At 63.5% G+C, this 26,650-nt stretch carries 35 protein-coding genes; 20 read left to right on the top strand and 15 right to left on the bottom strand.

Going from position 1 to position 26,650, the window contains the following annotated elements:
- Positions 1 to 119: 119 nt before the first annotated feature.
- On the bottom strand, positions 120 to 344 hold the full coding sequence (locus LB541_RS06145; RefSeq protein ID WP_140495997.1) for a hypothetical protein: 225 nt from the start codon (positions 342 to 344) through the stop codon (positions 120 to 122).
- 322 nt (positions 345 to 666) lie between these two features.
- On the opposite strand from LB541_RS06145, the gene LB541_RS06140 reads away from it, so the two are divergent.
- The 5 genes from LB541_RS06140 (at position 667) to LB541_RS06120 (ending at position 2,083) form a co-directional block, all read left to right on the top strand.
- Positions 667 to 873, top strand: a complete 207-nt coding sequence (locus LB541_RS06140; RefSeq protein WP_140495998.1) for a cold-shock protein — start codon at positions 667 to 669, stop codon at positions 871 to 873.
- Between the two features lie 168 nt (positions 874 to 1,041).
- A complete protein-coding gene (locus LB541_RS06135) occupies positions 1,042 to 1,311 on the top strand; it encodes a hypothetical protein (protein WP_140516870.1) in 270 nt (89 codons plus the stop codon).
- The gene (locus LB541_RS06130; protein ID WP_140556070.1) at positions 1,308 to 1,589 is read left to right on the top strand and encodes a hypothetical protein; all 282 of its coding nucleotides are present in this window, start codon (positions 1,308 to 1,310) and stop codon (positions 1,587 to 1,589) included. Before LB541_RS06135 ends, LB541_RS06130 begins: the two co-directional genes overlap by 4 nt.
- Before the next feature lie 42 nt (positions 1,590 to 1,631).
- Entirely contained in the window at positions 1,632 to 1,769 is a 138-nt protein-coding gene (locus LB541_RS06125) for a hypothetical protein (protein WP_181165218.1), read from the top strand.
- An 89-nt stretch (positions 1,770 to 1,858) separates the two neighbouring features.
- Positions 1,859 to 2,083 (top strand): hypothetical protein, encoded by a 225-nt coding sequence (locus LB541_RS06120; protein ID WP_140496001.1) that lies wholly within the window; start codon positions 1,859 to 1,861, stop codon positions 2,081 to 2,083.
- Positions 2,084 to 2,161: 78 nt separating this feature from the next.
- Here the strand turns inward: LB541_RS06120 and LB541_RS06115 are convergent, their stop codons facing one another.
- Positions 2,162 to 2,566, bottom strand: a complete 405-nt coding sequence (locus LB541_RS06115; protein WP_140516872.1) for a Kazal-type serine protease inhibitor family protein — start codon at positions 2,564 to 2,566, stop codon at positions 2,162 to 2,164.
- Between the two features lie 581 nt (positions 2,567 to 3,147).
- Between LB541_RS06115 and LB541_RS06110 the strand changes: the two genes are divergently transcribed.
- From LB541_RS06110 to LB541_RS06100, 3 genes are all read left to right on the top strand, one after another.
- On the top strand, positions 3,148 to 3,360 hold the full coding sequence (locus tag LB541_RS06110) for a cold-shock protein (protein ID WP_006202520.1): 213 nt from the start codon (positions 3,148 to 3,150) through the stop codon (positions 3,358 to 3,360).
- A gap of 322 nt (positions 3,361 to 3,682) precedes the next feature.
- The gene (locus LB541_RS06105) at positions 3,683 to 3,895 is read left to right on the top strand and encodes a cold-shock protein (protein WP_006202521.1); all 213 of its coding nucleotides are present in this window, start codon (positions 3,683 to 3,685) and stop codon (positions 3,893 to 3,895) included.
- A gap of 190 nt (positions 3,896 to 4,085) precedes the next feature.
- A complete protein-coding gene (locus LB541_RS06100) occupies positions 4,086 to 4,508 on the top strand; it encodes a BA14K family protein (protein WP_140516874.1) in 423 nt (140 codons plus the stop codon).
- Between the two features lie 88 nt (positions 4,509 to 4,596).
- On the opposite strand, the gene LB541_RS06095 is transcribed toward LB541_RS06100, so the two are convergent.
- From LB541_RS06095 to LB541_RS06085, 3 genes are all read right to left on the bottom strand, one after another.
- Positions 4,597 to 5,235 carry an MBL fold metallo-hydrolase gene (locus LB541_RS06095; protein ID WP_224618063.1) on the bottom strand — a complete coding sequence of 213 codons (639 nt, stop codon included), beginning with the start codon at positions 5,233 to 5,235 and terminating at the stop codon, positions 4,597 to 4,599.
- Between the two features lie 170 nt (positions 5,236 to 5,405).
- Complete coding sequence (locus LB541_RS06090) at positions 5,406 to 5,720, bottom strand: hypothetical protein (RefSeq protein WP_140496005.1); 315 nt, start codon at positions 5,718 to 5,720, stop codon at positions 5,406 to 5,408.
- A 146-nt stretch (positions 5,721 to 5,866) separates the two neighbouring features.
- Entirely contained in the window at positions 5,867 to 6,760 is an 894-nt protein-coding gene (locus LB541_RS06085; RefSeq protein WP_140496006.1) for a branched-chain amino acid aminotransferase, read from the bottom strand.
- A gap of 258 nt (positions 6,761 to 7,018) precedes the next feature.
- Here LB541_RS06085 and LB541_RS06080 point away from each other — a divergent pair, with 258 nt between their 5' ends.
- The 4 genes from LB541_RS06080 (at position 7,019) to LB541_RS06065 (ending at position 10,993) form a co-directional block, all read left to right on the top strand.
- Positions 7,019 to 7,552: a MarR family winged helix-turn-helix transcriptional regulator gene (locus tag LB541_RS06080; protein WP_181165219.1), complete on the top strand. Its 534-nt coding sequence runs from the start codon at positions 7,019 to 7,021 to the stop codon at positions 7,550 to 7,552.
- Entirely contained in the window at positions 7,539 to 8,258 is a 720-nt protein-coding gene (locus LB541_RS06075) for a response regulator (protein WP_140496007.1), read from the top strand. The genes LB541_RS06080 and LB541_RS06075 overlap by 14 nt, the downstream gene beginning before the upstream one ends.
- A 48-nt stretch (positions 8,259 to 8,306) precedes the next feature.
- Positions 8,307 to 9,722 (top strand): ATP-binding protein, encoded by a 1,416-nt coding sequence (locus LB541_RS06070; protein ID WP_224618052.1) that lies wholly within the window; start codon positions 8,307 to 8,309, stop codon positions 9,720 to 9,722.
- Between the two features lie 248 nt (positions 9,723 to 9,970).
- On the top strand, positions 9,971 to 10,993 hold the full coding sequence (locus tag LB541_RS06065; RefSeq protein ID WP_140496009.1) for a glycosyltransferase family 4 protein: 1,023 nt from the start codon (positions 9,971 to 9,973) through the stop codon (positions 10,991 to 10,993).
- 13 nt (positions 10,994 to 11,006) lie between these two features.
- On the opposite strand, the gene LB541_RS06060 is transcribed toward LB541_RS06065, so the two are convergent.
- The 3 genes from LB541_RS06060 to LB541_RS06050 all read right to left on the bottom strand — a co-directional run bounded on the left by LB541_RS06060 (position 11,007) and on the right by LB541_RS06050 (position 12,502).
- The gene (locus tag LB541_RS06060; RefSeq protein ID WP_140496010.1) at positions 11,007 to 11,366 is read right to left on the bottom strand and encodes a tRNA-binding protein; all 360 of its coding nucleotides are present in this window, start codon (positions 11,364 to 11,366) and stop codon (positions 11,007 to 11,009) included.
- 16 nt (positions 11,367 to 11,382) lie between these two features.
- On the bottom strand, positions 11,383 to 11,883 hold the full coding sequence (locus LB541_RS06055; protein ID WP_127855850.1) for a YbjN domain-containing protein: 501 nt from the start codon (positions 11,881 to 11,883) through the stop codon (positions 11,383 to 11,385).
- A 316-nt stretch (positions 11,884 to 12,199) separates the two neighbouring features.
- Entirely contained in the window at positions 12,200 to 12,502 is a 303-nt protein-coding gene (locus tag LB541_RS06050; protein ID WP_140496011.1) for an accessory factor UbiK family protein, read from the bottom strand.
- A gap of 214 nt (positions 12,503 to 12,716) precedes the next feature.
- Between LB541_RS06050 and LB541_RS06045 the strand changes: the two genes are divergently transcribed.
- The 7 genes from LB541_RS06045 (at position 12,717) to LB541_RS06015 (ending at position 19,193) form a co-directional block, all read left to right on the top strand.
- Positions 12,717 to 12,956, top strand: coding sequence for a BrnA antitoxin family protein (locus LB541_RS06045; protein WP_031250360.1), 240 nt, complete (start codon positions 12,717 to 12,719; stop codon positions 12,954 to 12,956).
- A gap of 131 nt (positions 12,957 to 13,087) precedes the next feature.
- A complete protein-coding gene (gene lgt / locus LB541_RS06040) occupies positions 13,088 to 13,948 on the top strand; it encodes a prolipoprotein diacylglyceryl transferase (RefSeq protein ID WP_140631833.1) in 861 nt (286 codons plus the stop codon).
- Complete coding sequence (locus tag LB541_RS06035; RefSeq protein WP_224618051.1) at positions 13,945 to 15,042, top strand: class I SAM-dependent methyltransferase; 1,098 nt, start codon at positions 13,945 to 13,947, stop codon at positions 15,040 to 15,042. The genes lgt and LB541_RS06035 overlap by 4 nt, the downstream gene beginning before the upstream one ends.
- Positions 15,043 to 15,399: 357 nt before the next feature.
- Positions 15,400 to 16,194 (top strand): peptidoglycan editing factor PgeF, encoded by a 795-nt coding sequence (gene pgeF, locus LB541_RS06030; protein WP_224618050.1) that lies wholly within the window; start codon positions 15,400 to 15,402, stop codon positions 16,192 to 16,194.
- Positions 16,194 to 17,345, top strand: coding sequence for a M24 family metallopeptidase (locus LB541_RS06025; RefSeq protein WP_224618049.1), 1,152 nt, complete (start codon positions 16,194 to 16,196; stop codon positions 17,343 to 17,345). Before pgeF ends, LB541_RS06025 begins: the two co-directional genes overlap by 1 nt.
- A 43-nt stretch (positions 17,346 to 17,388) precedes the next feature.
- The gene (locus LB541_RS06020) at positions 17,389 to 18,018 is read left to right on the top strand and encodes a hypothetical protein (RefSeq protein WP_140624150.1); all 630 of its coding nucleotides are present in this window, start codon (positions 17,389 to 17,391) and stop codon (positions 18,016 to 18,018) included.
- A gap of 239 nt (positions 18,019 to 18,257) precedes the next feature.
- Complete coding sequence (locus LB541_RS06015) at positions 18,258 to 19,193, top strand: ribose-phosphate pyrophosphokinase (protein ID WP_019860650.1); 936 nt, start codon at positions 18,258 to 18,260, stop codon at positions 19,191 to 19,193.
- 118 nt (positions 19,194 to 19,311) lie between these two features.
- Here the strand turns inward: LB541_RS06015 and LB541_RS06010 are convergent, their stop codons facing one another.
- A complete protein-coding gene (locus LB541_RS06010; RefSeq protein ID WP_140556082.1) occupies positions 19,312 to 20,181 on the bottom strand; it encodes an AraC family transcriptional regulator in 870 nt (289 codons plus the stop codon).
- Positions 20,182 to 20,302: 121 nt separating this feature from the next.
- On the opposite strand from LB541_RS06010, the gene LB541_RS06005 reads away from it, so the two are divergent.
- On the top strand, positions 20,303 to 21,556 hold the full coding sequence (locus LB541_RS06005; protein WP_181169375.1) for an MFS transporter: 1,254 nt from the start codon (positions 20,303 to 20,305) through the stop codon (positions 21,554 to 21,556).
- A 40-nt stretch (positions 21,557 to 21,596) separates the two neighbouring features.
- Here the strand turns inward: LB541_RS06005 and LB541_RS06000 are convergent, their stop codons facing one another.
- The 6 genes from LB541_RS06000 to LB541_RS05975 are packed head-to-tail and all read right to left on the bottom strand — an operon-like array spanning position 21,597 to position 26,510.
- Positions 21,597 to 22,355, bottom strand: a complete 759-nt coding sequence (locus LB541_RS06000) for an ABC transporter ATP-binding protein (protein WP_140897349.1) — start codon at positions 22,353 to 22,355, stop codon at positions 21,597 to 21,599.
- A gap of 17 nt (positions 22,356 to 22,372) precedes the next feature.
- Positions 22,373 to 23,371, bottom strand: coding sequence for an ABC transporter substrate-binding protein (locus tag LB541_RS05995; protein WP_224618048.1), 999 nt, complete (start codon positions 23,369 to 23,371; stop codon positions 22,373 to 22,375).
- A 47-nt stretch (positions 23,372 to 23,418) separates the two neighbouring features.
- Positions 23,419 to 24,267 carry an ABC transporter permease gene (locus LB541_RS05990; RefSeq protein WP_140496422.1) on the bottom strand — a complete coding sequence of 283 codons (849 nt, stop codon included), beginning with the start codon at positions 24,265 to 24,267 and terminating at the stop codon, positions 23,419 to 23,421.
- 24 nt (positions 24,268 to 24,291) lie between these two features.
- Entirely contained in the window at positions 24,292 to 25,650 is a 1,359-nt protein-coding gene (locus LB541_RS05985) for an LLM class flavin-dependent oxidoreductase (protein ID WP_140649715.1), read from the bottom strand.
- Positions 25,651 to 25,684: 34 nt separating this feature from the next.
- Complete coding sequence (gene msuE / locus LB541_RS05980) at positions 25,685 to 26,242, bottom strand: FMN reductase (RefSeq protein ID WP_140649713.1); 558 nt, start codon at positions 26,240 to 26,242, stop codon at positions 25,685 to 25,687.
- Positions 26,243 to 26,291: 49 nt separating this feature from the next.
- A complete protein-coding gene (locus LB541_RS05975; protein ID WP_140879163.1) occupies positions 26,292 to 26,510 on the bottom strand; it encodes a hypothetical protein in 219 nt (72 codons plus the stop codon).
- Between the last annotated feature and the right edge of the window lie 140 nt (positions 26,511 to 26,650).

Below are 26,650 nucleotides of genomic sequence, written 5' to 3'. Positions count from 1 at the left end.
TGAACCGCTTCGACGCCAAAACAGAAGCGGACAGATCATGTGCTACCAAACCGGACAACTTGATTAGCTACCGACAGGCTTTGCTTGATTTCTTGCGCTTGCCATCGGCGCGGACAAGATCAAATCAGCCGGTTGGTCTCGGCCGTCTGCCTGGCGCGCCGAACCGTTCCGTCAGTATCGGCGATCGTCCGCCTTTCAGCCTCGTCGCTTCTGATGGTCAGCCGCGCCGACTTGACGATCATAGGTTTGCCGGTACGCCCGATGGCGACGGCATATGCGGTGGCCGGCCTGATGGGCGGGTTGATCGCTGTGGTATTGCCTCTTGAGCTTCTCGCAGAAACCATGGTTTTTGTCCTTTTTGGAGAAATAAAACGCAAATTTCGGGAGTGGACCCCAAAATGATTTTTTGAGAATTTTTGGAAAATATCATCAAACCATAGCAGAGTTTTTCAAATGAACGCAGCAATCTTTTTCCTTTGGCTACTTATTTTTCCAAATCTTCTTGAAAACCATGCAAAGTCGAGCTACATATATACGAGCGTTTGGGCCAGAATTGGCATTTCGCGGCGTCAGAGGTTCTCGACCCGCCAATCTCACTCCAAATCATCGATATCGGCAGCGCGGCGCATTTGCTCCGCGACCGTTCTCATTCTTCGAAAGATACCCATGAACACCGGAACCGTGAAATTCTACAATGGCCAGAAGGGTTTTGGCTTCATTCAACCAACCGACGGCGGCAAGGACGTTTTCGTCCACGTCAGCGCATTGGAACGCGCGGGCTTTCCTGGCCTCGCCGAAGGCCAGAAGCTGCAATTCGAGTTGGAGCGTGATGCCAAGGGCCGCGAGTCGGCCGCCAATTTGCAACTGATCTGATCCGGCCGAATTCGATGACCGCTGACCACGGATGTACTGGCAGCTCTCGAAAATGGCTTATTTCCAGCGATTGCCGGAAATAGGAAAGCGGGGCTCGTCCCCGCTTTTTTGCTTTGAGGCTCTCCGCCTCGCATGTCGCCACAGGGCTTAAAACATCAAGGCAGGACAATGCCGGACCGCACGACCCATTCCGTCGCACATTTCATGGCTCCTTTCGTACTCGGCGGGCTGGAAGGGCAACTGCCGGCGGGCGACTACGACATCGATCACGACGAAGAGCTGATCGAGGGCATGTCGCGGCTTGCCTGGCGCCGCGTCGCCACCTTCATCCATTTGCCGGCAAGGGCGGTGAAAAACCCGACCACCAGTCAACTCGTCGCCATCGATTACCTGGACCTCGAAACAGCGCTGAAGCGCGACAGGGAGAATGCAGCATGATCCGTTTCCAGCAGAATGCGCGTCCGCGCACCGACACGCCCTCGCATCTCTTCGCCGTCGGCCAGACCGTGCGCATGAAGAGCCGCACAGGGCTCCTCAACAAGACTGCGGAGCTGTTCGAGATCAAGAGCAGGCTGCCGGTCAAGGACGGCTCCCCGCAGTACCGCATCCGCAGCGAGCAGGAGACCCACGAGCGGGTCACCACGGAAGACAATCTCGAACCAGCCGACAATCCGATTGGTGACAATCCGACTGTTGGCAACAATCCGGCGGTCTGAGACCCCGGCGCCGCCAGACCACCAGCACGAGGAGCAGACAAGATGGCCAAGGGTCAACAGCGCAGCAACCGCGAAACACGAAAGCCCAAGAAGGACAAGGTGGTGGCCAAGCCCGCCTCCCCGTTCGGCTCGTCGGTCAAGCAGGCCGAGAGCGGCCTGAAGCCTAAATCGAAGAGCTGATCGCGGACGACTTCTTCCGCGCCCATCCCTGCCGCAGAATCTCCTGCCGGAGAATCTCCCTGGCGGAACAACGCATCATGGAGGCGTCCTTGAATTTCGTCATCGAGTTTTACCGATCGCGCGAAGCCGAGGAAGCGACGCTCGACAAGGTGTCGCTGGAAGCCCCTACCCTGCGCGCAGCCTGGCAGGGCGCCACCGCGCTCTTCCATACGCTCGCAATGCCGCAAATCCCCGACCGCGTGCGCATCTGCGATGAGCACGGCAGCGAGCTTTACTCCGGGCCGGCCGACGGCGCCTATCCATCCGCGTTGTGACCGTCACACGTCCCCGAAATTTGTTTTAGACGGCATCCGCGTTTTCCCAAGGTGCGGAAAAGACGAACACCCGGCCTTTCAGCAGCGGCCCCCGCCAACGATGCGGTAGTCGGCGGCGCGTGCCTCGCAGGCGTTGGGGAAGGTTCGCAACTCTCCGCCGCGCCGGGCGCAGACCGGCGCGTATTCGCGGGTGCAGAAAGTCTGCTCGCCGCCACCCTCGCCGCCGTCACGGCAGGGACCGTCGCGCACGATGCGATAACCCGCCCGGTCGGCAAGACAGGCATTGGCGAAGGTCTGGCGGTCGCCACCGCGCCGGGCGCAGACGGGCTCGTACTGTTTGGTGCAGAATTGCGGTCCCGGCCGCGGCGGCCGTGGCCGCGGTCCCGGGCCGTCGTCGACGACCACTGTACAGGCGGCAAGAACAGCCGACAGGAACAGGACGACAAAACCCTGTCGCGAGAAGATTGCCGCAAGAAACCTCATGATCGTCTCTCCCTCGATCCTCGCCTCGCTGCGTGCCGCTCCAAATACGCAGCTGTTCGGGACAATGATATTCACGAAGCAAAGGCTCAAACCAGTCGCGCTGTTGCGATCCTCCGCATTCCATCGCCGATTGCAACCCTCGTTTGCAGCCGGCTGCTAAAAAGAACGTCGCCTGGATTATCCCGGCGCCTCGCACCGCCAGCCGTCGCCGCCGCTGGCCCATGCGTGACGGGGCTGTGGCCGATGACCCCTCAGGCAACGAGGCCTATTTGCGGCGCGTCGATGCTCGGATTGGTCGATTCATGCGTCGGGACGCGCCCATCGGGGGCGGCCCGCGGCGCTATCTTGCAACCTTCACTTTTCCGTGCGATAAATTCCGTGTTCGGGCATTTGCGACCCGGAGAGCGGAACGTTTTGGACGACCTTTCCCCGATACTGTGAATCTCTGACGGCCCCGTTTTTCGGCGGGGGGTTTGACCATGCGCCAATGCATGACTGCCGAAAGCTACCACCGGGAACTGCCCTCGACGCGAGGTGGCGGGCAGGACCATCAAGACTGAACGGGTGAAGGAGTTTCCCCAATGGCCCAGACCGGCACCGTTAAATTCTTCAACGCGACCAAAGGCTTCGGTTTCATCACGCCCGACGGTGGCGCCAAGGACGTATTCGTCCACATTTCCGCGATCGAGGCCTCGGGCCTGCGCACGCTCGTCGACGGCCAGAAGGTCACCTTCGACGTCGAGCCGGATCGCATGGGCAAAGGCCCCAAGGCCGTCAACCTCCGCGCCGCCTGAGCCATCGGCCAGCAGCACGCCCTTCCTGGCCGTGCGACTGAGGCTCCGAAGCTTGAATGACTTCGGAAGAGGCAAACGAATTTTGAAGGCGCGGCGATTTTCGTCGCGCCTTTTTCATGTCGCAGCGCAGCAAAAATGCTGTCGCCCCAAAGTGGATCCGGTGTCGGGTCAACGACATGCATCATAATGAAAACTTAAAGCGCGACGCGCTTTAAGTGCCCGCAAAACTTTCTCTTGCCGATGACGCTAAAATAAAGGACAAATTTCCATTCGGGCATTTGCCGGCCCGAGACTGGAGTTTATGGGATCAAAGGAGCTTCCCATGCCGCAGACCGGCACCGTCAAATTCTTCAACCATGCCAAAGGGTTCGGCTTCATCACACCGGATGATGGCGCGAAGGATGTCTTCGTTCATATTTCGGCCGTGCAGGCGTCGGGTCTTCCCGGTCTTGAGGATGGGCAGAAAGTGACATTCGACACCGAGCCTGACAAGCGCGGCAAGGGCCCCAAGGCCGTCAACCTGTCGATCGGCTGAGCCTGCTCCGGAACGGCGGCTGTTCTGGCAGGACAGCTTCGCTCCCTGGAGCGTTCGATAGTTGATGCCCGTGCCCTCCGGTCAGGCAAAAATTCGTTCAGCCCCCGTTCAGCCACGGTCTCATATTAATCTTTCGTAAAGCCGGACCGCATCCCCGGAATTCTTACGGGCCGGCACGAAGGAGATCGACATGAACCGAATTTTCAAGACAGCCGTGCTGTCCGCCGCAGTGGTTGCCACCACGTTCGCGGCCTTGCCCGCGGCCAATGCGGGCGATTGGCGTCACCGCCACCATCATGACCATGGCGATGCCATTGCCGCCGGCGTCCTCGGCCTCGCGGCCGGCGCGCTGATCGGCGGTGCGTTGGCCAACCAGCAGCCGCCGCCCCGCGACTACTACGATGACGGTTACTACGATCGCGATGTGCGGATTCGCCCGGCGCCGGTCCGTCGCTACTATGCCGAACCGCAAGTGGTCTACGCCGACCGCTATGCCGAACCGTGGACGCGCGGCTGGTACGACTATTGCTCCGACCGGTACCGCACCTTCAACGCCCGCACCGGCACCTTCACCGGCAATGACGGCGAGCAGCATTTCTGCACCGCTAACTGATCAAGGGCTTCCCTGCCTCAACAAAAAGCGCTGACCGCAAGGCCGGCGCTTTTTTGTCAAGCCGGCACCGGCTTCGGCGCGACGCGCTTCACGTCAAAAACGGATTGCTCCGCCGCTCCTCGCCGAAACGCCCGCCCGGACCGTGGCCGCAGATGAAGCCGATGTCGTCGCCGAGCGGCAAAAGCTTGTCCTTGATCGAGGCGATGAGTGCCGCATGATCGCCGCCCGGCAGGTCGGTGCGCCCGATCGAGCCGCGAAACAGCACGTCCCCGACATGGGCGAATTTGGCCGGGCGGTTGTAATAGACGACATGGCCGGGCGCGTGGCCGGGGCAATGCAGCACCTCGAAGAGATGCGAGCCGAACGAGACCGTCTCGCCTTCGGTGAGAAACCGGTCGGGCACGCAGTTGCGCACGCCGGCAATGCCATAGCGCTCGCCCTGGTTCTCAAGATTGTCGAGCAACATCCTGTCGGCCTCGTGCGGGCCGATGATCTCGACACCGAGCGCTTCCTTCAACTCCATCGCGCCGCCGGCATGGTCGATATGACCATGCGTGATCCAGATCGCGCCGGCCGATATCGCATTGTCCTTCAGCGCCGCCAGCACCTTGTCGATATCGCCGCCCGGATCGACGACGACACCGTGCTTGTCGTCCATGTCGAACAGGATCGTGCAATTCTGCTGGAAAGGCGTGACCGGCACGATGCCGGCATTGAGCTGACCCATGATCGTCCTTTCGATGTTCACGCCGTGATGTAGAGGCGCGAGCGAAGGGCGTCCACCCTTGGGATCGGTCGTTCCAAAGCGCGTCGCGTCGAAACGCATTCATGCGGCGCGCTCTGGAAACAGAAATGGGCGGCCGAAGCCGCCCATTTGGCCAGCCCGAGATCGCAGGCTTACTTCTTCATGGCGCCCATGACCGCGCCGATAATGCCGGTCAGGATCGCGCCGCCGCCGGCGCCGCCGACGATGTTCTGCAGGTTGAGCGCGCTGCCCAGACCACTCGTCGCTGCCGCAGCCGCTGCCGGATCGACTGTGCCGCCGAGCAGGCTGCCGAGGATCGCCGCGCCGCCGACGCCGCCAATGGCGCCGCCCAGGATCTTGGGAAGCTGCCCCAGCGCCGCCGTCTTGATCGCCGCGCCGACCGCCTGACCACCGATGATGCCTGTAATGATCTGAACGATGATCGGAAGAAGCGTATTCATGTCCATCTTACCAGTCCCTCCATAGCTGCCAGCCTCCCGGGCCGACACCATCATGGAGACGCTGAATTCGGCGAAAGTCAAATGCAGAAACGCTGAAATAAAAGGGGCGGCCCGAAAACCGCCCCTGCTTGCGTGAAAAGCTGTGACTTTCGTTATTCTGCGGCGATCGCGTGCTTCGGCTGAACGGCCGCAGAATAGTCATTCATCAGAGTCTTGGCGATCTCGCCGACCTCGAATCGGTACGGCCCGATCTCCGAAACCGGGGTCACTTCCGCTGCCGTTCCAGTCAGGAAGCACTGCTCGAAGCCCTCGAGTTCTTCCGGCATGATGGCGCGCTCCACCACCTCCAGGCCGCGGTCCTTGGCGAGGCCGATGACCGTGCGGCGGGTGATGCCGTCGAGGAAGCAGTCCGGCTTTGGCGTGTGGATCCTGCCGTCCTTGACGAAGAAGATGTTGGCGCCGGTGGCTTCCGCGACCTGGCCGCGCCAGTCGAGCATCATGGCGTCGGCATAGCCCTTGGCCTCGGCGGCATGCTTGGACATGGTGCAGATCATATAGAGGCCGGCAGCCTTCGATTTGGACGGCGCCGTGCGCGGGTCGGGCCGGCGCCACTCAGCCATATCGAGACGTATGCCTTTCAGCTTCTGCGCCGGATCGAAGTAGCTAGGCCACTGCCAGATGGCGATGGCGCAATTGATGCGGTTGTTCTGCGCCGAAACGCCCATCTGCTCGCTGCCGCGCCAGGCGATCGGCCTGACATAGGCATCCTTGAAGCCCTGCTTCTTCAGCAGGGTACTGGAGGCGTCGTTGAGCTCGGCCACCGAATAGGGGATCTTGAAGCCGAGCAGCCGCGCCGATTCATGCAGGCGCTCGGTATGCTCGTTGAGCTTGAAGATCTCGCCGCCATAGGCGCGCTCGCCCTCGAACACCGCGCTGGCATAGTGCAGGCCGTGGGTCAGCACATGGATCTTGGCCTCGCCCCATTGCACGAACTCGCCATTCATCCAGATGAAGCCGTCCAGTTGATCAAAGGGAACGGATGCCATGGTAACCTCCCGCGGGCGGCAGCCCGCATATCGTTGTTCGTTGCGTGCTCTTGTCGGCCGCGCCAACTGGTTGGGGCGCCTGCCGCTGTCTGGAAAGGTAGGCGGATAATCGTGCTCTGGCAAACTCAGGAAGTTCCGGAAAACCCGGCCTGTCTTGCCTTTTCGTTCGCAATCCGCCCAAAACCTTGTCAAAAATTACCATTGCAGAGAAATTACGTCAATAGTACTGACATAATCTTCCCTGCCCATGGAGAAAAGATGACGGATCGAAGCCGAGCAGCCGGGACACCGATCAGGACCGCGATGTCAATCGAGGATGGCATTGATTTCGCCCTCATCGAGCTGTTTTTCTTCGCCTATCGCGATTTCACCTCGGATCCCGATCAGATCCTGGCCGACTATGGCTTCGGCCGCGCCCACCACAGGGTGCTGCATTTCGTCAACCGCAGGCCGGGCCTGACGGTCGCCGAACTGCTCGATGTCTTGAAGATCACCAAGCAGAGCCTGGCGCGCGTGCTGAAGCAGCTGATCGACACCGACCATGTCGTGCAGTTGCAAGGGCCGCGCGATCGTCGCCAGCGCGAACTGTATCCGACCGCCAAGGGCCGCGCGCTGGCGCTGGCGCTGGCACGGCCACAGTCGCGCCGCATCCATGCTGCATTGGAAGATTCCGGAGCCGCCGAACGGACCCAGGTGGAACGCTTCCTCGAAGCAATGGTCAATCCGGAACTGAGAGCCCAGATCGACGTTGGGTCCGCAAAAATGTCAGGGAAAAGCCATGGAGAGCACTGAACGCGCTGATCACGCGGCCGCACCGGACGACGATGCGCCGCATTTGCTTGTGGTCGATGACGACACCCGCATCCGCAACCTGCTCAAGCAATATCTGACCGAAAACGGTTTTCGCGTCACCGTCGCCGGCAATTCGGGCGAAGCCCGGCGCAAGCTCGCCGGTCTCGACTTCGATCTTCTTGTGCTGGACGTGATGATGCCCGGCGAAAACGGCGTCGATCTGACCAAGGCGCTGCGGGCCGAGAAGAACGTGCCGATCCTGATGCTGACGGCGCTATCGGAGACCGATAGCCGCATCACCGGCCTGGAGGCCGGCGCCGACGATTACCTGCCAAAGCCTTTCGATCCGCGCGAATTGATCCTGCGCATCAACAACATCCTGCGCCGCGGCGGCCCTGCGACCACGCCCAAGGTGGAGCAGCTCGTCTTCGGTCCCTACACATTCCAGATCGCCAGGCGCGAATTGAAGCGTGGCGGCGAGGCGCTGAAGCTGACCGATCGCGAGCAGGAGATCCTGGCGATATTCGCCGCGCGCGCCGGCGAAACCATTCCACGCCACGAACTGGTCGGCGACGAATCGGATGTCGGCGAACGCACCATCGACGTCCAGATCAATCGGCTGCGCCGCAAGATCGAGCGCGATCCCTCCAATCCGGTCTGGCTGCAGACGGTCCGCGGTATTGGGTATCGGCTCAGCGTCGAATAGACTACCGCCTTCGGCCTGCCTGACGGCCACGGAGCGAGCGAAAGGTGAATGGCGACCACGGAACTGGAACAGCCGGAATCTGACGGCTTGAGCACCCGCTCCACACGGCTGCTCAAGAGGGGTCCGCGCGTCTGGAACCGGTTCTGGCGCCTCGTTTCGCTCTACATGCCCAAGCGCCTCTACGCGCGCTCGCTGATCATCGTCATCGCGCCGATGATCCTGCTGCAATCGGTGGTCGCTTTCGTCTTCATGGAGCGGCATTGGGCGACCGTGACGCAGCGCCTGTCGCAGGCGACCGTGCGCGACATCGCCGCCATCATCGACCTGATCGAGACCTATCCGCACGACGCCGACTACGCCAACATCATCCGCATCGCCCAGGACCGCATGCAGTTGAAGGTCGACCTCCTGCCGCCCGACCCGCTGCCGCCGCCCGGGCCGAAGCCGTTCTTCTCCATCCTCGACGACGTTCTCTCCGCCGAGATCACCCGCCAGATCAACCGGCCGTTCTGGATCGATACGGTCGGCAACTCCAACATCATCGAGGTCCGCGTCCAGCTCGAAGGCAAGGTGTTGCGCGTCTTCGTGCGCCGCAGCCAGGCCTATGCTTCGAACACGCACATCTTCCTGATCTGGATGGTCGGTACCTCGCTGGTGCTGCTGATGATCGCCATTCCCTTCCTGCGCAACCAGATCCGGCCGATCCTGACGCTGGCCGAAGCCGCCGAAAGCTTCGGCAAGGGCCGGCCGATGCCGCGTGATTTCCGCCCGCGCGGCGCGGAGGAGGTCCGCCGCGCCGGTTTTGCCTTCATCCAGATGCGCGAGCGCATCGAGCGCCAGATCGAACAGCGCACTGCCATGCTCACCGGCGTCAGCCATGACCTCAGAACCATCCTCACCCGCTTCAAGCTGCAGCTGGCGCTGGCGGGCGGCAAGGCCGAGACGAAGGCCGCGCTCAACCAGGACATCGACGACATGCAGTCGATGCTCGAAGGCTATCTTGCCTTTGCCCGCGGCGAGGCCTCGGAAGACACCGGGCGCTTCGATCTCGAAGCCTATTTCCAGAAGCTGAGCGAGGAAGCTCGGTTGCGCGAATGCAAATTGTCGACGACGCTTTCCGGCGATCCGACCGTGCATGTGCGGCCGAACGCCTTCGCCAGGCTGATGTCGAATGTCATCGGCAACGCCTTCCGCTACGCCAAGACGGTGGAGGTGGCCGCCAATCATGGCCGCGGCTCGCTTGTGGTCACCATCGACGATGACGGTCCGGGCATTCCGGCCGAAAAGCGCGAAGAGGTGTTCAAACCCTTCATGCGGCTCGACGAGGCCCGCAATCTCGATGCCAGCGGCACTGGCCTCGGCCTGTCGATCGCCCGCGACATCGCCCGCAGCCATGGCGGCGACATCACGCTCGACGTCAGCCCGCTCGGCGGCTTGCGCGCCGTGATCAAGGTTCCGGCCTGACAGGGATTCAATCGCGGGAAGCGGAAACCGTTTCCGGACGAGGTCATGTTCGGCCGATTTCATTGGCGCGTCATGAAACCATGCTGAAGAGCGCGCATGAAGCGCGCGACCTCACTTGATTCGAGCCCGCCGTCTGACTTCGATCCCGTACCCGCCCGGGTGTGCTGGAGCGAAGCGAGGGCAGCAGGCTGGTCGCCGTCCGGGCATCGGGCCGAGGCAACCGCCGACCTTTCGAGCAAAGGCCCGTCATGCGCATATTGATGGTCACCGACGCCTGGCGCCCACAGGTCAATGGCGTCGTCCACACGCTGGAGCGGCTCACCGAAACACTGAAATCGTTCGATGTCGCGGTGGATTTCCTGACGCCCAACATCTTTCGCACTTTGCCCTTGCCGACCTATCCCGATATCCGCCTGGCGTTGACCACGCCAGGTCATGTCGCGCGCCTGATCGAGGCCTACAAGGCAGACCACATCCACATCGTCACCGAAGGTCCGCTCGGCATCATGGCGCGGCGCTACTGCCGCAATGCCGGCCGGCCGTTTACCACCAGCTACCACACACGCTTTCCTGAATATCTCAGCGCCCGGCTGCCGGTGCCGGAAAGCTGGGCCTATCGCTGGCTGCGCGATTTCCACAATTCCGGCCAAGGCACGCTGGTCGCGACGCAGTCGCTGGCGGATGATCTTGCAGCGCGCGGCTTCAACAAGCTGAGGCCATGGACGCGCGGCGTCGACACCGATCATTTCCGGCCCGACAAGAGGAAGGATCTCGGCTTCCCCGGCCCGTTGTTCCTCTGTGTCGGCCGCGTCGCCATCGAGAAGAACCTCTCCGCCTTCCTCGATCTCGACCTGCCCGGCAGCAAGGTGATTGTCGGCGAGGGCCCGGAACTGGCGAAGCTCAAGGCGCGCTACCCCGCCGCGCATTTTCTTGGCCACCGCCCCAACGATGAACTGGCCGAAATCTACGCCTCGGCCGACGTTTTCGTCTTTCCGAGCCGCACCGACACCTTCGGCAACGTCATCATCGAAGCGCTGGCCAGCGGCACGCCGGTCGCCGCCTTTCCGGTCACGGGACCGATCGACATCGTCGGCGACGGCTTCGGCGGCGCGGTCTCCAACGACCTGCGCGCGGCATCGCTCGCCGCCCTCGATGTCGACCGCGCCCAAGCGCGAGAACGCGCTATGCGCTACAGCTGGAAAGCCTGCGCGGAAATGTTTCTCGATACGGTCCAGGAGGCGCTGGGCACGACGCGGAAACTGGCGGCCTGACGCTACCTCTCGGCTAAAACAGCCGCCCGCCGTCCGGCACCTTGCGCTCGATGGCGCCGAGCACCACGGCGCCCTCTTCGTCGGGAAAGCCGAGCGTCAGCACTTCCGACATGAACGGCCCGATCTGGCGCGGCGGAAAATTGACCACCGCGAACACCTGCCGGCCGATCAGCGTCTCGGGCGTATAATATTTGGTGATCTGTGCCGACGATTTCTTCACCCCGATCTCGGGGCCGAAATCGATCTTGAGCTTGAACGCCGGCTTGCGCGCCTGCGGAAACGGTTCGGCCTCGATGATCGTGCCGGCACGGATGTCGACACGATCGAAATCGGCGAAACTGATCTCGGGCTTGCGCTCGCTGCTTGAACTCATGTCGAAGGCATCTTGGTCAGGCGTTGCCGAAAGTCTCGAACAGCACCCCGGCCAGCGCGTCCTTGGCCGATGTGCCGGACCAGACGACGAACTGGAACGCCTGGAAGTAGCATTCGCAGGCCTCCAGCGCCGACGACAGCAGCACCTCCACCTGCTGGCTCGAAGGCTCGACCCCGCCGGCCAGAAGCAGCGACTGGCGGAACATGATCGCGCCTTCCTGCTCCCACAGGTCGAAATGGCCGAACAGCATCTGTTCGTTGATCAGCGACAACAGCCGCATCACTTCCAGCGCGCGCGCCTCCGGCACCTTGATGTCGAAGGCACAGGCCAGATGCAGCGCCTCGAAATCCTCCATCCACGAGAAGGAGACGTGATAGTCGGTCCAGCTTCCGGCGACCGAGATCGAGATTTCGTCGTCGCCGGCCCGTTCGAAGGACCAGTCATTGTTGTGGGCCACCTGCTCAATGACATCCACCGGATGGATTTCGCGGGAGAATTCGAGTTCGAGAAGTTCCATGGAATGCTTCCTGTGTTCAGGGGAGCGCCACACGCTCCGCGGGGCACACACGACGAACAATCTGATCTAGAACTCGGACGGCCAGGACTTCTCGACGCAAAGACCCCAGACCGGACCCCACCGCCCGGCGCATGACCCTGCTCCGAATCATGCAACAAATTCAGTCTATTGATCGGGAGTCGCGTGAACAGCCCATTTTTTCGCGCTGCGTCATTCGCATGTGGAAAGGCGCTGTCACACAGAGTCACGCAATGCCGGTAAGCGATTCACGGCAAAGCGCTTTTCAGGCTGGTGCTTTGTGGAAAAGTTTAACGAATTATTTTTTCGGCCTGGGCTTTGCGGAAGCCGCAGGTGTGGCCTGCCCGGTCAGTTCGGCAAGCCTGGCCTCAAGCGCCTCGATGCGGTCGGCAAGGCGAGCATTCTCTTCCCTGGCCTTGGCGGCCATCTCGCGCGCGGCCTCGAACTCCTCGCGCTGCACCACGTCCATCGAATTCAGGATGCGTTCGGCCTGTCCCTTGAAGGCGGTCTCCACCTCGCGCCGCACGCCCTGCGCGGCGCCCGCAGCATCGGTCATCAGCTTGGCGAATTCGTCGAGAATGCGGTTCGGTCCGGTCGACATGGCAAATCCTCGGTTGCTGAAATTGAGTTAGTAGTGCCGCGCGCCGAATGCAAGAACGTTGAGGGTTGCCGTTCCATCTGCGTTGCTGTGGCGCATGGCAGTGCCATTCCTGTAAGAAGCTCCCGAACGGCGCCAGAGCTGTACTTGAGGGCGCAAGCTCGCCTATTGTGTTCTCGTCTCGTATTGCCTCAAGCACACTTCAGTCAGGTCACCAATGGCAACCCCTCCGCGCCGACCGACCAATCCGATGGCAGCCGCCGAAGCTGCCTTCAAACCGGTGAAGAAGCCGGCACCGCCAATTCGCGAAGCTTCGGCCGCGCCGAACGTCCGCGAGCTTGTTTCGATCCGGATCGACCGGGCCGTGCTCGATCATTTCCAGGAAGATGGCCCCGGCTGGCAGGACAGGATCAACGACGCGTTGCGGCAGTTGGTGGCCGCCAAGCCAAGGGATTGAGCTCACCGCCCGCACGGCGCGATGGGCCTGCAAGCGGTGATCCGATCCGATCTTTGAGGCCGACCACCTTGCCTTGACCCCGCCAAAACCCTGCCGCATGGTCCGCGCCAAACGCAACCGAGAGCTCCCCGTTGAACGAATATTTCCTGCTGCCGCTGGCCTCGTTGCCCTTTCCCAACATCGACCCGGTGCTGATTCAGATCGGGCCGCTGGCGGTGCACTGGTACGGCGTCGGCTACATCGTCGGCATCCTGTTCGCCTGGTGGTACGCCAAGCGGCTCGCCGCCAATCCGAAACTCTGGGCCGACGGCATTCTGCCTATGAAGCCGGAGGACCTCGATGATTTCATCATCTGGGCGGCCATCGGCGTCGTGCTGGGCGGACGCACCGGCTACGTGCTGTTCTATGACCTGCCGCGCTATATCGCGCACCCGCTCGACATCTTCGCCGTCTGGCAGGGCGGCATGTCGTTCCATGGCGGCCTGCTCGGCGTCATCCTCGCCATGACGCTGTTTTCGATCAAGCGCGGCATCCGCACCTGGTCGCTGTTCGACGTCGTGGCCGCCGGCGTGCCGGTCGGTCTTGGCCTCGTGCGCGTCGCCAACTTCATCAACTCCGAGCTCTGGGGCCGGCCAACCGACGTGCCGTGGGCGATCGAGTTTCCCAATGGCGGGCCGTTTACCCGCCATCCGAGCCAGCTTTACGAGGCCCTGCTTGAAGGCCTGGTGCTCTTTCTCGTGCTGCGCTTCCTCACCCATTCGCGCCTCAAGCTGAAGACGCCGCGCTTCGTCGGCGGCGCCTTCATCTGCGGCTATGGCCTGTCGCGCATAGCAGTCGAATTCTTCCGCGAGCCCGACCAGCAGCTCGGCTATCTCCTTGGCACCAACTGGCTCACCATGGGCATGATCCTGTCCTCGCCGATGGTGCTGGCCGGCATCTGGGCGATGACGACAGCCAAGCCGGTGCCGCAGTCACGGCCGCAGGCGACATGACGCGGCTGAAGGCACGCATCGTCGATCTGATCGAGGCGACAGGGCCGATCCCCGTCAACGAATACATGGCATTGTGCCTGTTCGATCCCGAGGCGGGCTACTACACCACGCGCGAACCGTTCGGCGCCGCCGGGGATTTCGTCACCGCGCCGGAGATCAGCCAGATGTTCGGCGAGCTCGTCGCCGTCTGGCTCTACCAGGCCTGGCTGGCGGTCGGCCGGCCGACGCCGGTCACCATCGCCGAGATCGGCCCCGGCCGCGGCACGCTGATGAAGGACATGCTTCGCACCCTGTCGCGGCTTGAACCGGCACTGGCCAACGACGCCGCTTTCGCCATGATCGAGACCAGCCCGCGCCTGACCGAGGTGCAGAAACAGACGCTCGGCGCCACACCGTTCTCGATTCGCTGGCACGAGACCATCGACACGCTGCCGCCACAGCCGCTCCTCATCGTCGGCAACGAATTGTTCGACGCCATCCCCATCCGCCAGTTCGTCCGCGCCGGCACCGGCTGGCGCGAGCGCGTGGTCGGTCTCGACGGCGCTGACAATCTTACCTTCTTCGCCGGCGCCGGCTCGCTCGACCCGACGCTGCTGCCCGCCGATGCCGGCGAGGCGCCGCAAGGCGCGATCGTCGAAGTGGCGCCGGCGCGCAGCGCCCTGATGGCGACCATCGCCGAGCGCATAGCGGCTCATGGCGGCTCCGGCCTGTTTGTCGACTATGGCCATCTGCGGCCGGGTGTCGGCGACACGTTGCAGGCCTTGCGCCGTCATGATCACGAAGATGTTCTGGCCAATCCCGGCGAAGCCGACCTCACTTCCCATGTCGATTTCGCCGCCCTTGCCGCGGTGGTGCGCGCGCAGGGTCTCGACGCCCATCTGTCGACGCAGGGCGATTTCCTGCTCGGCCTGGGCATTCTGGAGCGCGCCGGCCGGCTTGGCGCCGATGCCAGCCAGGCGGCACGCGACAAGATCGCTGGCGATGTCGAACGCCTCGCCGGGCCGCAGGCCATGGGCGACCTGTTCAAGGTGCTTGCCATAGTGCCGCGCGGCGTTGCCGTTCGCCCGTTTGCCCAGGCACCGAGCTCGGATTGACAAGGCGTGACGACGGCCAGTCCGGTTGTGTCGGTAGCTGTTCATGGCCGGCAACTTCTCATGATAGGAATTTTTTCTTGACAGGGTGAAGGCAACTATGGTAAATATTTGGTTATGGTGCTGAGTTGCGCCAGGGACCCGCCGCACAGGCGGGTTTTTCCGTTCAATGCTCCCTCACCGCACAGCGGCGAAGGAACCGTTACCCCGGATTCGTTGCGTTGCCCCTTCGCAACGCCGGATTGACTTTTCATCGTCACCCCTCCCAATCTCCCGTCCGGTAAAAGAGCGGCTGAACGCCGGCCGTCTCGCTTCGGACTTTTTCTTGACGAAACCGCCCACACGGACAACAACGCCCACATGCTGAATCAGACCAAACTGGATCCCGTGCGGTCGCCGCTGCTGGACCTGGCGCAGGCACAAGGCATCCGCCACGGTTATTTCACCCGCGTCGGCGGCGTCTCGCCCGGCATCTATCAGGGCCTCAACATCGGCACCGGCTCGGATGACGACCAGGCGCTGGTCGCCGAGAACCGCCGCCGTGTCGCCGCCTGGATGGGCGTGCCGGCGGACCATCTCCTGACCGCCTGGCAAATCCATTCGCCTGATGTCGTCGTCGCCAGGGGACCCTTTGCAGGCGAGCGTCCCAAGGCCGACGCCATCGTCACCGACCGGCCGGGCATCGCCATCGGCGCCTCGACCGCCGATTGCGGCCCTGTGCTGTTCGCGGATGCCGCGGCGCGTATCATCGGCGCGGCGCATGCCGGCTGGAAAGGCGCCTTCACGGGGGTGCTCGAGAACACCATTGCCGCCATGGAAAGTCTCGGCGCCAGGCGTGAAAACATCGTCGCCGTGCTCGGCCCCTCGATCGGCCCGGAAAACTACGAGGTCGGGCCTGAATTCGTCGCCCGCTTCGTCGAGGCCGATGGCGAAAATGACAGATATTTCGCGCCTTCGGCGAATCCCGGTCATTCGATGTTCGACCTCAACCGCTACACGGTGGACCGGCTCGACAGGGCGGGTGTGACCGCGCAAGGTCTCGGCCGCTGCACCTATGCCGAGGAAGATCTGTTTTACTCCTACCGGCGCACGACGCACCGCAAGGAACCCGATTACGGCCGGCAGATATCGGCAATCGTTTTGGAGAGTGAATAATGGCGCTGCATTTTGAACGATCCGAATTCGACGCGCGCCGCGACCGGCTGGTGATCGAGATGGCCGAGAAGAAGCTCGACGCCATCCTGCTCTTCGAGCAGGAAAGCATGTATTGGCTGACCGGCTACGACACGTTCGGTTTCTGCTTCTTCCAGTGCCTGGTGGTGAAAGCCGACGGGTCCATGGTGTTGCTGACCCGCTCGGCCGACCTGCGTCAGGCGCGCCACACCTCGATCATCGACAACATCGTGCTGTGGACCGATCGCGATGGCGCCAATCCGGCCGTCGACCTGCGCAATCTGCTGAACGAGCTCGACCTGCTCGGCGCCCGCATCGGGGTCGAATACGACACTCATGGGCTGACCGCCTATAATGGCCGCCGCCTCGACGAGCAGCTGCAGACCTTCGGCCAGATCGCCGATGCATCCGGCATCGTCGGTCGGCTGCGCCTGTTCAAGAGCCCGGCCGAGATCGCCAAGGCCGAGAAGGCGGCGAACCTGGCCGACGACGCGCTGGATGCGGCCTTGCCGCTGATCAAGCAGGGCGGTGACGAGGCGCTGATCCTTGCCGCCATGCAAGGCGCGATCTTTGCCGGTGGCGGCGACTATCCGGCCAACGAATTCATCATCGGCTCCGGCGTCGACGCGCTGCTGTGCCGCTACAAGGCCGGTCGCCGCAAGCTCACCAAGAACGACCAGTTGACGCTCGAATGGGCGGGAGTCTTTCATCACTATCATGCGCCGATGATGCGCACGGTGCTGACCGGCAAGGCCTCGAAGCGTCACCAGGACTTGTTCGACGCGGCCCGTGCCGCGCTGCTGGCGGTCGAGAAGGCGATGACGCCGGGCAACAGTTTCGGCGACGTGTTCGACGCGCATGCCCGTGTCATGGAGGCGCGTGGACTGACCAAGCATCGGCTGAATGCCTGCGGCTACTCGGTCGGCGCCCGCTTCACCCCGTCCTGGATGGACATGCCGATGTTCTACCAGGGCAATCCCGAGCCGATCGCGCCGAACATGACGTTGTTCGCCCACATGATCATCATGGATTCCGAAACCGAGACGGCGATGACGCTTGGCCGCACCTATCTCACGACCGAATCACAGCCGAAGCCGCTTTCCCGCCATGATCTCGACTTGATCGTACAGTGAATCCACGATGGGAGGCGTTCTTCGCCAAGGAGTTAGAAGGCAAATGAGACGATCGCAGCTGACGACCGTGTCATTGCTCGTGGTCCTGGCGCTCGCCGCCTGCACCAACGCAAAAGACGTCCTCGAACCCTCCGCCATCACCCCGCCCACGGCCGCGGCGCCGGCCACGCCGGCAGCCCAGGGCAGCGCCGCCACCCCGGCGCCCGCTGGCCCTGCCACGACCACGGCGGGCGCTCCAGCAACGACCACGACGTCAGCCACGCCCGCACAGACCGCCGCAATCCTTGCCAGGACGCGCCTGCAGATCGCGCCGATCGTCGGCGCTTCGGTGGAAGCGGCGACGCCGCTGACGGCGGAGTTGCAGACGCGCGCTAGGCAGCGCGGCATCACGCTGGCCGGCAGCGCCGACCAGACCGCGACCCATGTGCTCAAAGGCTATTTCTCGGTGATCTCCGAAGGCAAGGACACCACCGTCATCTATGTGTGGGACGTCTACGATCCCTCGGGCAACCGCCTGCATCGCATCAACGGCCAGCAGAAGGCGGCTTCGGCCAATTCCGGCGCCAGCGCGGGCGGCGACAGTTGGAAAGCGGTGGCGCCAGCCACCATGCAGGCGATCGCCGACCAGACCATCGACCAGTTCGCGGCATGGCTCGGCGGCAAGGCGGGCTAGACCATCGGACCCGAATGGAAACGGCCGCGGGGAAATCCGATGCTTGAACAAGGGGAAGGAGCAGCGGCGCCGGGTCCGCTGCCCGGTGTTGTCCATACGCGATGGCGCGAACATTTCCCAGGATTAGCCGGCGGATTTCCAATCACGGTGCTTGCAATAGCCGCGCGGGCCGCTAAAAGCCCGGTTAAAGGGCGTAGGCGAGTCTGTTGGGGCTCTCCATCCTCCACCAGGAACGGTGCATGAAACTCTTCGCGGGCAATTCCAACAGGGTGCTGGCCGAGGCGGTCGCCCGCTATCTCAACATCCCGCTGGGCAAGGCCAGCGTCAGGCGCTTCGCCGACCAGGAAATCTTCGTCGAGATCCAGGAAAACGTGCGCGGCGAGGATGTCTTCATCCTGCAGTCGACTTCCTTTCCGACCAACGATCACCTGATGGAACTGCTCATCATGATCGACGCCTTCATGCGCTCGTCGGCCAAGCGCATCACGGCGGTGATCCCCTATTTCGGCTATGCCAGGCAGGACCGCCGCGCCTCCGGCCGCACGCCGATCTCGGCCAAGCTGGTCGCCAACATGATCACCCGCGCCGGGGTCGACCGCGTGCTCACGCTCGACCTCCACGCCGGCCAGATCCAGGGCTTCTTCGATATTCCGACCGACAATCTGTTCTCGGTGCCGGTCATGGCCCGCGACGTGAAGGCGAAATACAAGCAGCTCGGCAACGTCGTCGTGGTGTCGCCCGACATTGGTGGCGTGGTGCGTGCACGCGCGCTGGCCAAGCGCTTCGACGCACAGCTCGCCATCGTCGACAAACGCCGCGAGCGTCCCGGCGAATCGGAGGTCATGAACATCATCGGCGCGGTCGCCGGCAAGGACTGCCTGCTGATCGACGACATCGTCGATTCCGGCGGCACGCTGTGCAACGCCGCCGATGCGCTGCTGGCCAACGGCGCCACCAGCGTCACCGCCTATATCACTCATGGCGTGCTGTCGGGCGGCGCGGTCGCCCGCATCAGCGGCTCCAAGCTGCAGGAACTGGTGATCACCGACTCCATCCAGCCGACCCAGGGCGTGCTCGACGCCCCCAATATCCGCGTCATCTCGATCGCCGATCTGATGGGCGAAGCCATCTCGCGCACGGCAACCGAGGAATCGGTGTCGAGCCTGTTCGACTAATTGTCGATCCCGGCGGGCGCGTAGCGCAGCAAAACCGATTACAACGTGCAATCAGTGCTCCTGCAAATGGACCTTAGACCGAAGGTTGGCGCATCAGCTTGATGCTATCGGCGCTGTCTCAAGCGGCGATCGGACCGCCTATGCGCCGCGGGTTTTCGCCGGCATCTCGCGCGCCGCGCATATAGCCGCGCGGCGACGCGCCCAGCATTCGCTTGAACATGGTGATGAAGGCCGGCACGCTGTCATAGCCAAGGTCGAGCGCCACCCGGGTGATCGGCTCGCCATCGGCGAGCCTCGGCAGCGCCGCGAACAGGCATGCTTGCTGGCGCCATGTCGATAGCGACAGTCCGGTCTGGCGATGAAAGGCGCGCGTGAAGGAGCGTCGGCTCATGCCGGCGGCGTCCGCCCACTCGTCGATCGTCGCGCGCGGCGACGGTGCCGCCACGAAACGCCGGCACAGCGCGGCCAGCCTGGGATCGGAGGGGAACGGCAGGCCAAGCGGCCGCTCCGGCAAAGTCGGGATTTCGTGCAGCAGAAGATTCATGATCAGCCCGCCACGCCCTTCCAGCACGCCCCCTTGCGGCAGTTTTTCCGATTCAACGATCAGGCTGTGCATCAGGTCGGTGACGCCGACGACGCGCAAGCCTTCCGGCAGTCCGGGGATCGCTCCCGGCATGACATAGACCGAGCGCATCGAGACATCGCCCAGCATCTCGACGGAATGCTCGGTGCCCGCGGGAATCCACATGGCGTGATCGGGCGGGACCATCCAGCGCCCGTGCCGCGTCGTCACCAGCACGACACCGACCAGCGCATGCAGCAACTGGCTGCGGCTGTGGCGGTGCCGCGGCACATGGTAGCCGTCGGGATATTCGGTCGGCAACGCCACCGCCGGCCCGGCCACTTGCTCCAGCCATAGCCAGCGGCGCTCGTGCAACTGCTCGAGGTCGGCACTACCAGCGTGAAAAATTTCCCTGCCGTGCGGCATAAGCTATGGCCCACTTGCGAAACTATTGGACCAAACCACGAAAGAAGTCGTCCCGCAAGCAGCCTATAAGCCATCCGTTTCCAAGGCGGCCGCAGGAGCGTCCGCCAGCTTGCCCGCGGGTATGCCCGCCAAAAAGACTACGGAGCCTACCTTGACCGATACGACAGCCGTCGCCCCTCCCGCGACCGCCAGCCATGCTTCAGCCCAGGCGACGGCCTTCACCGTCATCCTGGCGGTGAGTTTTTGCCATTGCATCAACGACATCATGCAGTCGCTGCTATCGGCCATCTATCCCTTGCTGAAGGAGAATTACGGCCTCGATTTCTGGCAGATCGGTCTTCTCACCTTCACCTTCCAGGTAACCGCGTCGCTGCTGCAGCCGGTGATCGGGATGATCACCGACAAGCGGCCAATGCCCTATTCCCTGCCCTACGGCATGGCCTCCTCGCTGATCGGCCTGATCGTGCTTGCCTATGCCGGCCACTACACGCTGCTCCTGATCGGCGCTTCGCTGATCGGCATCGGCTCGGCGATCTTCCATCCGGAATCCTCGCGCATCGCGCGCTTCGCCTCCGGCGGCCGTTTCGGCCTGGCGCAGTCGCTGTTTCAGGTCGGCGGCAATTTCGGCCAGTCCATGGGGCCGCTGCTGGCGGCGTTCATCGTCGTGCCCTTCGGCCAGACCAGCATTTCATGGTTCGCCGTCGGCTCGCTGATCGGCATCGTCGTGTTGTGGCAGGTCGGCGGCTGGTACAGCCGCTTGCGCGCCACGCAGGCGAACCGCAAGACGTCCAGTTTCGTCTCGCCCTTCCCGCGCCGCAAGGTGATGGGGGCCCTGGCGGTGCTGACGCTGCTGGTCCTGACCAAGAACGCCTACATCGCCAGCCTCTCCAGCTACTACACCTTCTACGCCATCCATAAGTTCGACGTCTCGGTGCAGATGTCGCAGGTCATGCTGTTCCTCTTCCTCGGCGCCTCGGCGCTGGGCATCCTGCTCGGCGGTCCGTTCGGCGACCGCTACGGACAGAAGGCGATGATCTGGTTTTCCATCGTCGGCGTGCTGCCCTTCACGCTGGCGCTGCCCTACGCCAACATGGAATGGACGATGGTGCTGACGGTGCTGATCGGCCTGATCCTGTCGTCGGCCTTCTCCAACATCGTCGTCTTCGCGCAGGAACTGGTGCCGGGCCGCGTCGGCATGATCGCCGGCATCTTCTTCGGCTTCGCCTTCGGCGTCGGCGGCATAGCGGCAGCCGTGCTCGGCATCGTGGCCGACATGAAGGGCATCGACTTCGTCTTCCAGATCTGCTCGTATTTGCCGTTCCTGGGCCTGTTGACGGTGTTCCTGCCCAATATGAAGGAAGCACGAAAGGCCTAGCCTGGGAAAGCGTCTCGACACGTGCGAGCGCGTCGAGGCCTCAGTGCAGGCCGAATTCGCGCAGCAACTCTTCACGGTGGCGCACGAAGCGGCTTTCGCTGCGATCACGGGGGCGCGGCAGGTCGACGGTGATCAGACGCGCCGCGCCGCCCTTCTCCTTGGGCAGGATCAGCACTCTGTCGGCCAGATAGATCGCCTCCTCCAGATCGTGGGTGACCATGACCATGGTGACGTTTTCCTCGCTCCAGATGCGCGCCAGTTCCTCCTGCATGGAGATCTTCGTCATGGCGTCGAGGGCGCCGAGCGGCTCATCGAGCAGCAGGATCTCGGGCTGCACCGTCAGAGCCCGGGCGATGCCGACGCGTTGCGCCATGCCGCCCGAAAGCTGCCGCGGGTAAGCATCGCTGAACTCGGCAAGACCGACCAGCGCTATGTAGAAGCGCGCCCTCTGCTCGGCCTGCGCCTTGGGCACGCCGCGAACTTCGAGGCCGAAGGCGACATTGCCAAGCACGCTCAGCCAGGGCAGCAAGCGCGGTTCCTGGAAGATCACCGCCCGCTCCGCGCCGACGCCCTCGATTTGCTTGCCGTCGATCGCAACGGCGCCTTGGTCGGCGGTTTCCAACCCGGCAAGGATGCGCAGCAATGTCGTCTTGCCCGATCCGCTGGCGCCGACAATGACCAGGCACTCGCCGGAGCGGATGTCGAGATTGAGCGAACGCAGCACGGCGAGCGAGCGCCCGCCGAGCGCAAAGGACTTCGACAGGTCGCGGATCGTGACCTCGCCGCGTGCTGTGGCCATGCTGGGTGCCTCCTTGCTCAATTGGTCTTGCTTTCGCCTGGCCGGTAGAGGATGTCGGCAGCCTTGAGTTTGCCTCTCGGCAGGCGACCGTCGCGCTCGAGCACGGCCACCCAGAAGTCGATGTCGCGGTCGGTCGCCACCGCCTTTTCGCGCAGGCCGAAGCCCGTCCAGTAGCGCGCCAGTTCGCCGTTCTCGCCGCGTTTGTCGAGGATTTCGGCCAGCACCTTGCGGGCCTCGTCGGGATTCTGCCGCGACCAGTCGGCCGCACGCGCGGACTGTTCGACGAAGTTCTTGGCGGCGTCGCGATTGGCGGCGATGAAATCCCGCCGCAGCACGATGAAGCCGCCCGCGATCTCGCCCAGCACGTCGGCGTCGTTGAACACGCCGCGCACACCGCCATTGGCCACCAGGGCGCCCGCGAAAGTCGCCTGCCAGTAGCCGAGCCCGGCGACATCGACCTGATGCGAGCGCAACGTCTGCTCGAGTTGCGGCCCCGGCACCACGACGAGCTTCGCGGCGTCCGGCGGCAGGCCGAGGCTGTGCAGCGCCTCACGCACCGCGTAGTCGAGATGGGCGCCGAGCGTGTTGACGGAGATCGTCTTGCCGGCGATGTCCGCGATCGACCTGATCGGGCTGTCCTCCAGCACATAGAAGACGCTTTTGACCTGGCTGTTGATGCCGTTGCTCGGATAGGCGGCGACGAAGTCGTTGCCGCCGGCGATCGAGTTGATCACGGCCGGCGTGGCGGCCGAACCCAGGTCGACGCTGCCGGAGGCGAGCGCAAACAGCGATTCCGGGCCGCCGCCGGCATAGCCGACATTCTCGAGCTCGATGCCGAGGCCCCTGAAGTAGCCGAGTTGGTCGGCAAGCTCATGCGGCGAGATGCTGCCGCGGCTGGCGAGATAGCGTATCTTGACGGAAGCGGCCTGCGAGCGCGCGATCGATGGTAGCCCGACGGCGATGATGCCGGCGGCAAGAGGGGCGCGCAGAAGCAGCGAGCGGCGTGTGATGGTCATGATCCGGCCTTTCACTTTTCAAAAATGACGATGATGGGGGCGGCTGTTCAGCCGGCGGAACTGCTCCAGCGGCAAAGCCGCCGCTGCAGGCTGACCAGCACCTGGTTCGCGATCAGGCCGAGCGCGGCCAGGATGACGATCGACGCGAACATCAGCGGGATCTGGAAATTGTACTGCGCGTTCATCACCTGGAAGCCGATGCCTTTGTTGGCGCCGATCATTTCCGAGGCAATCAGCAGCAGCAGCGCGGTGGTCGCGCCGAGCCTCAACCCGACGAAGATCGAAGGCACGGCGCCCGGCAGCACGACGCGCCGGAATATGGTCAGCCGCCGGGCGCCGTAGACGCGCGCCATTTCGAGCAGCTTCGGATCGACCTCCTTGACGCCGCTGATCGTGTTGAGCAGCAGCGGAAACAGCGTTGCCCAGAAGATGACGAACACTTTGGAGGCTTCGCCTAGCCCCAGAAGCAGGATGAAGACGGGATAGAGTGCCAGGGCCGAGGTCTGCCGGAACAGTTGCAGGATCGGATCGAGCGCCGTCTCGACGCTGCGGGTCTGACCCATGACGAGGCCGAGCGGGATGGCGACCGTAGCCGCCGCGGCGAAGGCGAGGCCGGCGCGCTGCAGGCTGATGGCGATGTCGCCGAGCAGGCTGCCCCCGGCGAGGCCCTTCCAGAGCGCTACGACGATCATGTCGATCGGCGGCAACACCGCGGCATTGACCCAGCCGCCACTCGCCGCCGCCTGCCAGAGCGCCAGGAACCCCAAAAGCACGCCATAGCGCGACAGCAGACGCGTGAGGGTTCGGCCAGCCAGGCTCAGAATATCGGCGCCGAGCCCGTTGCCGTTTTCATGCGCGCCGATGCCGGTCGGCCGTTCAATGTGCTGCAAAGTCATCGTCATGCCTTTCGCTTCAACGCATCATTCGGCGGCGAGCACGGTCGAACGGGCAACCGTCCAGGGGTTCTGCGGCCGCTTGAGGCCAAGATTCTCGCGCAACGTCCTGCCCTCGTAAGCAGTACGAAACAGGCCGCGCCGCTGTAATTCGGGGACCACCAGGTCGACGAAATCGTCTAGCGCGCCGGGCAGCCATGGCGGCAGGATGTTGAACCCGTCGGCGGCTTCGTTGCTGAACCATTCCTCCAGCTGGTCGGCGACCTGAATGGCGCTGCCGATCACGGTGTAGTGGCCTCGTGCGGTCGCGACCCATTGATAGAGCTGGCGGATGGAGAAGTTGTGCTCGTCGGCGATCTGGCGGATCAGCGCCTGGCGGCTCTTCATGCCTTCGGTTTCGCGGCTCGGCGGCAGCGGTCCGTCGAGCGGATAGCCCCTGAGATCGAGCGTTTGTCCGGCAAGTCCGTTGAGCAGCGCGACGCCGTCCTCGGGCAGGATCAGGTCGTTCAATTGCTGATACTTGGCTCGCGCCTCTTCTTCGGTGCGGCCGACAAAGGGCGCCACGCCGGGCATGATCAGCACCTGTTCGGGATCTCGGCCGGCCGCCGCCACGCGGGCCTTGATGTCGCGATAGAATTCCTGCGCGGAGGCAAGGTTCTGATGCGCGGTGAAGATGACCTCGGCCGAGGCCGCCGCGAGCTTGCGCCCATCCTCGGACTGGCCCGCCTGCACGACCACGGGGTGGCCCTGCACCGGGCGGGGCACGTTGAGCGGCCCTTTGACACTGAAATGCTCACCCTTGTGGTCGATGTCGTGAAGCTTGTCCTTGTCGTAGAAGCGGCCCGTTTTCTTGTCGCGGATAAAGGCGTCGTCCTCCCAGCTGTCCCACAGCGCCTTGACCGTCTCGACATGCTCATGCGCTCGTGCGTAGCGCTCGGCATGGTTGGGCTGGATGTCGCGGTTGAAGTTGCGCGCCGTGTCGTCGCCCGCCGAGGTGACGACGTTCCAGCCGGCCCGGCCATTCGACAAGAGGTCGAGCGAGGCGAATTTTCGGGCAAGCGTGTAGGGCTCCTCATAGGTGGTCGATGCCGTGGCGATGAATCCGAGATGCGTCGTCAGCGGCGCCAGCGCCGCAAACAACGTCACCGGTTCGAAGCCCGCGATCTTGGCGTTGCCGCCTTCGCGGGCGCCAAGCCCGACCGTCAGGTTGTCGGCGAGGAAATAGGCATCGAACAGGCCGCGTTCGGCAGTCAGCGCGAGCTGCTTGTGAAACTCGAAATTGGTCGCGCCGTCGGCCGGAGCGTCGGGATGGCGCCACGCGGCGACATGCTGGCCGCCACCGGGTAGAAAGGCGCCGAGCTTGATCTGTCTTGATTTGATGGTCATGGCTGGGTCCCTCTGTTCGAAAACCATTTGGAGTTCAGGCGGCGAGGCCGACGCTGCGTGCCGACCCGACAACGCGGGAAACCTCGGCAACCGCCTGCCGGGCGCGGGCATGGATGGCCTCCGACACCAGGACGCCGTCGGCGAAATCCCTGTCCGATGCGTAGATCGCGGTCGGCACGGTCAGCGCCTCGAAAAAACCGAACAGCGGCCGCAGCTGATGTTCGACGATCAGCGAGTGGCGTTCGCCGCCGCCCGTCGCGGCAAGGATGACCGGTTTTCCGCGCAGCGACGACGGATCGAGCAGATCGAACAAATGCTTGAAGAGCCCGGTATAGCTGCCTTTGAAGGTCGGCGACCCCGCGACCAGCACGTCGGCGCCGACCAGTTGTTCGATGATGGCGCGGGCCGCCGGATCGAGATCGCCGAGGCGCCGAGCCGCGGGCAGCGACGGACCGAGATTTTCAATGTCGTATATAGCCGAGGTCGCCCCGATGCGGTTCGCCGTCTCGCCGGCGATATGGCTGATAAAGGCCTTGGTCTTCGATGGGCGGGTCAGGTTGCCGGATATTCCCACCACCAGCTTGTTCGTCATCGGGCTCTCCTCGCGGTCCTTATTCATTAAGACTACCGATTTTGTAGAATTAAATGAGCGAGAAGATTTCAAAACTGGCGGAATAGAGAGATTGAGTTTGCGCCGCGGCGCCCTTCAGTGGTTCGGCAGATGCGCGGTTTCGGCCAAGGGCGTCGCCATTCTCGGACGCCAGGCCGACGAGCGACAGATACAGGTCGACCCGACCGCCGCCGCAAGCTGCCCGTCCACTGCAACGCCCGAATGAGACCCCGACCGAACGCTCGGGCATGACGCTGGCCGAACTCGATGCCTGAACCGAGAGATCCAGGCGCTGTGCGCGGCGTTGACGAGCGATCGTTGGCCACACCCGCGCCTGGCAGCCGTTCCGACGGTGAATTGTGCGGGGCGAGGATCAAATCGACGACCCGC

Source organism: Mesorhizobium sp. BR1-1-15 (assembly GCF_020165475.1).
In the GTDB taxonomy this organism is placed as follows: Bacteria; Pseudomonadota; Alphaproteobacteria; order Rhizobiales; family Rhizobiaceae; genus Mesorhizobium.
The sequence above is the reverse complement of the archived record's forward strand: the minus strand, read 5'-3'. Positions and strand labels throughout refer to the sequence as shown.